The organism is Streptococcus mitis (assembly GCF_001579035.1).
Taxonomy (GTDB): Bacteria; Bacillota; Bacilli; order Lactobacillales; family Streptococcaceae; genus Streptococcus; species Streptococcus mitis_J.
Genome location: NZ_KQ970285.1, coordinates 263231 through 268677 on the forward strand (window position 1 = coordinate 263231; position 5447 = coordinate 268677).

5 protein-coding genes and 1 pseudogene are annotated in these 5447 nt (G+C 42.2%); all 6 read left to right on the plus strand.

What is annotated here, in order from left to right; all coding sequences use genetic code 11:
- Window positions 1-341, plus strand: a 341-nt coding sequence (locus SMIDD26_RS01305; protein WP_280630504.1) for a Holliday junction DNA helicase RuvB C-terminal domain-containing protein, incomplete at its 5' end; no start/stop codon positions are given.
- Window positions 322-895 (plus strand): annotated as a pseudogene (locus SMIDD26_RS01310) (nucleotidyltransferase family protein). The gene SMIDD26_RS01305 and the pseudogene SMIDD26_RS01310, both read left to right, overlap by 20 nt.
- A 344-nt stretch (window positions 896-1239) precedes the next feature.
- Entirely contained in the window at window positions 1240-1998 is a 759-nt protein-coding gene (locus tag SMIDD26_RS01320; protein WP_049511702.1) for an isoprenyl transferase, read from the plus strand.
- Between the two features lie 8 nt (window positions 1999-2006).
- On the plus strand, window positions 2007-2810 hold the full coding sequence (locus SMIDD26_RS01325; RefSeq protein WP_049524343.1) for a phosphatidate cytidylyltransferase: 804 nt from the start codon (window positions 2007-2009) through the stop codon (window positions 2808-2810).
- Window positions 2811-2831: 21 nt separating this feature from the next.
- A complete protein-coding gene (rseP, locus tag SMIDD26_RS01330; protein WP_061438671.1) occupies window positions 2832-4091 on the plus strand; it encodes an RIP metalloprotease RseP in 1260 nt (419 codons plus the stop codon).
- A 12-nt stretch (window positions 4092-4103) separates the two neighbouring features.
- A partial coding sequence (locus SMIDD26_RS01335; protein ID WP_246746840.1) for a proline--tRNA ligase occupies window positions 4104-5447 on the plus strand: 1344 nt, incomplete at its 3' end.

The window sequence follows — 5447 nt, forward strand, 5'->3', positions numbered from 1 at the left end:
CCAATCGTCTCCTCAAGCGCGTGCGCGATTTTGCCCAGATTATGGGGGATGGGGTTATCGATGATCTTATTACCGATAAGGCTCTGACCATGCTAGATGTTGACCATGAAGGTTTGGACTATGTGGACCAAAAAATCCTTCGGACCATGATTGAGATGTATGGTGGTGGCCCTGTCGGGTTAGGCACTCTTTCCGTCAATATTGCTGAGGAGCGCGAGACGGTGGAAGACATGTATGAGCCTTACCTAATCCAGAAAGGTTTTATCATGCGAACTCGTTCAGGACGAGTTGCGACCGCTAAGGCTTACGAACATTTAGGGTATGAATACAATGAAAAATGAGCAAGAAATTCTAGATGCTTTTAGAGAAAATCAGGATATGATGACCATTCTGACTATTATCCGAAACCTTGGTCTGAAAGATTCTTGGTTGGCAGCAGGTTCTGTCAGAAATTTTATCTGGAATCTCTTGTCAGACAAATCCCCTTTTGACTGTGAAACAGATGTAGATGTAATTTTCTTTGATCCAGATATTTCTTATGAGGAAACCTTGTCCCTAGAGAAAAAGTTGAGAGAGGACTTTCCTCAGTACCAGTGGGAATTGAAAAATCAAGTCTATATGCACCTGCATAGCCCTCATACTGCTCCCTATATCAGTTCCAGTGATGCTATGAGTAAGTATCCAGAACGGTGTACGGCAAGTTGGGCTCCGGTTGAATGAAGACTCTGCTTTAGAATTCTTTACTCCTCATGGACTAGAGGATATTTTGAATTTTCAAGTTCGTCCAACTCCTCATTTTTTAGAGAATCAAGACCGAATGGAACTTTATCAAACACGTCTATCCAAGAAAAATTGGCAGGAGAAATGGAAAAATTTGATTTTTAAAAATACTTAAGGAAACTTTAAGCTAGGGAGTGTATACTAAGTTCATAAGTTAAGAAGACCTTAACTTAAACTCCTAAAACTTTTTCATAATAATCTCCCTATAAAAATAGAGTCGCCCAATCAGGCGACTTATTTTTTTGAAAAATGGGCTTTGCGCCTGAGAATAATACTCAATGAAAATCAAAGTGCAAACTAGGAAGCTAGCCGCAGGTTGCTCAAAACACTGTTTTGAGGTTGTAGATAGAGCTGACGTGGTTTGAAGAGATTTTCGAAGAGTATAAATAGCTTAGTGATAGAAGAAAATAGGGAAATATGGTATAATGAAACGATAGATTTTTGAATAGGAATAAGATCATGTTTGGATTTTTTAAGAAAGATAAGGCTGTGGAAGTAGAGGTTCCGACACAGATTCCTGCTCATATCGGCATCATCATGGATGGCAATGGTCGTTGGGCTAAAAAACGTATGCAACCGCGAGTTTTTGGACACAAGGCAGGCATGGAAGCATTGCAAACTGTGACCAAGGCAGCCAACAAACTAGGCGTTAAGGTTATTACAGTCTATGCTTTTTCTACGGAAAATTGGACCCGTCCAGATCAGGAAGTCAAGTTTATCATGAACTTGCCAGTAGAGTTTTATGATAATTATGTCCCGGAATTGCATGCGAATAATGTTAAGATTCAAATGATTGGGGAGACAGACCGCCTGCCTAAGCAAACCTTTGAAGCTTTGACCAAGGCTGAGGAATTGACTAAGAACAACACAGGATTGATTCTTAATTTTGCCCTCAACTACGGTGGACGTGCTGAGATTACACAGGCGCTTAAGTTGATTTCCCAGGATGTTTTAGATGCCAAAATCAACCCGGGTGACATCACAGAGGAATTGATTGGTAATTATCTTTTTACCCAGCATTTACCTAAGGACTTACGAGACCCAGACTTGATTATCCGTACTAGTGGAGAATTGCGCTTGAGCAATTTCCTTCCATGGCAGGGAGCCTATAGTGAGCTCTATTTTACAGACACCTTGTGGCCTGATTTTGACGAGGCGGCCTTGCAGGAAGCCATTCTTGCCTACAATCGTCGTCATCGCCGATTTGGAGGAGTTTAGGAGGAAATATGACACAGGATTTACAGAAAAGAACCTTGTTTGCAGGAATTGCCCTGGCTATTTTCCTACCAATTTTAATGATTGGTGGCCTCTTGCTTCAGATAGCAATTGGAATCATAGCCATGCTAGCCATGCATGAACTTTTGAAGATGAGAGGTCTAGAGACCATGACGATGGAGGGCCTCTTGACCCTCTTTGCAACCTTTGCCTTAACCATTCCCTTGGAGAATTACCTGACTTTTTTGCCAGTTGATGGGAATGTGGTTGCCTATAGTGTGTTGATTTCAATCATGTTAGGAACGACTGTTTTTAGCAAGTCCTATACGATTGAGGACGCTGTTTTCCCTCTTGCTATGAGTTTCTATGTAGGCTTTGGATTTAATGCTTTACTAGATGCTAGAATTGCAGGGTTAGATAAGGCTCTTTTGGCCTTGTGTATTGTTTGGGCAACAGACAGTGGTGCCTATCTTGTTGGGATGAACTATGGTAAACGAAAATTAGCTCCGACAGTTTCTCCAAATAAAACCTTTGAGGGTGCCTTGGGTGGTATTTTAGGCGCTATTTTAGTAACCATCATCTTTATGATAGTTGACAGTACAGTTGCTCTTCCATATGGAATTTACAAGATGTCAGTCTTTGCTATTTTCTTTAGCATTGCTGGACAATTTGGCGATTTACTAGAAAGTTCGATCAAGCGTCACTTTGGTGTTAAGGATTCTGGGAAATTTATCCCTGGACATGGTGGTGTTTTGGATCGTTTCGATAGTATGTTGCTTGTATTTCCAATCATGCACTTATTTGGACTCTTTTAATCAAAAGACGGAGGAAACACTATGCTCGGAATTTTAACCTTTATTCTGGTTTTCGGGATTATTGTAGTAGTGCACGAGTTCGGACACTTCTACTTTGCCAAGAAATCAGGAATTCTAGTGCGTGAATTTGCCATTGGTATGGGACCCAAGATCTTTGCTCACATTGGCAAGGATGGGACGGCCTATACCATTCGAATCTTGCCTCTGGGTGGCTATGTTCGCATGGCCGGTTGGGGTGATGATACAACTGAAATTAAGACAGGAACTCCTGTCAGTTTGACGCTTACTGATGATGGTAAGGTTAAACGCATCAATCTTTCAGGTAAAAAATTAGATCAAACAGCTCTCCCTATGCAGGTGACCCAGTTTGACTTTGAAGACAAGCTCTTTATCAAGGGCTTGGTTCTGGAAGAAGAAAAAACATTTGCAGTGGATCACGATGCAACGGTTGTGGAAGTAGATGGAACTGAGGTTCGGATTGCTCCTTTGGATGTTCAATATCAAAATGCGACTATCTGGGGCAAACTGATTACCAACTTTGCAGGTCCTATGAACAATTTTATCTTAGGTGTCGTTGTTTTTTGGATTTTAATCTTCATGCAGGGTGGTGTCAGAGATGTTGATACCAATCAGTTCCATGTCATGCCTCAAGGGGCCTTGGCTAAGGTGGGAGCACCAGAAACGGCACAAATTACCAAGATTGGCTCACATGAGATTAGCAACTGGGAAAGTTTGATTCAGGCTGTGGAAGCAGAAACCAAAGATCAGACGGCCCCGACCTTGGATGTGACTATTTCTGAAAATGGTAGTGAAAAACAGGTAACTGTTACCCCAGAAGAAAGTCAAGGTCGCTATCTTCTAGGTGTTCAACCGGGGATTAAGTCAGATTTTGTATCCATGTTTGTAGGTGGTTTTACAACTGCTGCTGACTCGGCCCTCCGAATTCTATCAGCTCTGAAAAATCTGATTTTCCAACCGGATTTGAACAAGCTAGGGGGCCCTGTTGCCATCTTTAAGGCAAGTAGTGATGCTGCTAAAAATGGAATTGAGAATGTCTTGTACTTCTTGGCAATGATTTCCATCAATATTGGGATTTTTAATCTTATTCCGATTCCAGCTCTGGATGGTGGTAAGATTGTGCTCAATATCCTAGAAGCCATCCGCCGCAAACCATTGAAACAAGAAATTGAAACCTATGTCACCTTGGCCGGAGTGGTCATCATGGTTGTCTTGATGATTGCTGTGACTTGGAATGACATTATGCGACTCTTTTTTAGATAATCGAGGAATATTATGAAACAAAGTAAAATGCTTATCCCAACGCTTCGCGAAATGCCAAGCGATGCTCAAGTTATCAGCCATGCTCTTATGCTGCGAGCTGGTTATGTTCGTCAAGTCTCAGCAGGTGTTTATTCTTATCTACCACTTGCTAATCGTGTGATTGAAAAATCTAAAAATATTATGCGCCAAGAATTCGACAAGATTGGTGCCGTTGAGATGTTGGCTCCTGCCCTTCTCAGTGCAGAATTGTGGCGCGAATCAGGTCGTTACGAAACTTATGGTGAAGACCTTTACAAACTAAAAAACCGTGAAAAATCAGACTTCATTCTAGGTCCAACTCACGAAGAAACCTTTACAGCTATTGTCCGTGATTCTGTTAAGTCTTACAAGCAATTGCCACTCAACCTTTACCAAATCCAGCCTAAGTATCGTGATGAAAAACGCCCACGTAATGGACTTCTCCGTACACGTGAGTTTATCATGAAGGATGCTTATAGCTTCCACGCTAACTATGATAGCTTGGATAGTGTTTATGATGAGTACAAGGCTGCTTATGAGCGTATTTTCACTCGTAGTGGCTTAGACTTCAAGGCTATCATTGGTGACGGTGGAGCCATGGGTGGTAAGGACAGCCAAGAATTTATGGCCATTACACCTGCTCGTACAGACCTTGACCGCTGGGTTGTCTTGGACAAGTCAGTTGCCTCATTTGACGAAATTCCTGCAGAAGTGCAAGAAGAAATCAAGGCAGAATTGCTCAAATGGATGGTCTCTGGTGAAGATACCATTGCTTACTCAAGTGAGTCTAGCTATGCGGCTAACTTGGAAATGGCAACAAACGAGTACAAACCAAGCAACCGTGTTGTCGCTGAAGAAGAAGTAACTCGTGTTGCAACACCAGATGTTAAATCAATCGATGAAGTTGCAGCCTTCCTCAACGTTCCGGAAGAACAAACGATTAAAACCCTCTTCTACATGGCAGATGGTGAGCTTGTTGCGGCCCTTCTAGTTGGAAATGACCAACTCAACGAAGTCAAGTTGAAAAACCACTTGGGAGCAGATTTCTTTGACGTTGCTAGCGAAGAAGAAGTGGCGAATCTTGTTCAAGCAGGATTTGGTTCACTTGGACCAGTTGGTTTGCCAGAGAATATTAAAATTATTGCAGATCGTAAGGTGCAAGATGTTCGCAATGCAGTTGTGGGTGCTAATGAAGATGGCTACCACTTGACTGGTGTGAATCCAGGTCGTGATTTTACTGCAGAATATGTGGATATCCGTGAAGTTCGTGAGGGTGAAATTTCCCCAGACGGGCAAGGTGTCCTTAACTTTGCGCGTGGTATCGAAATTGGTCACATC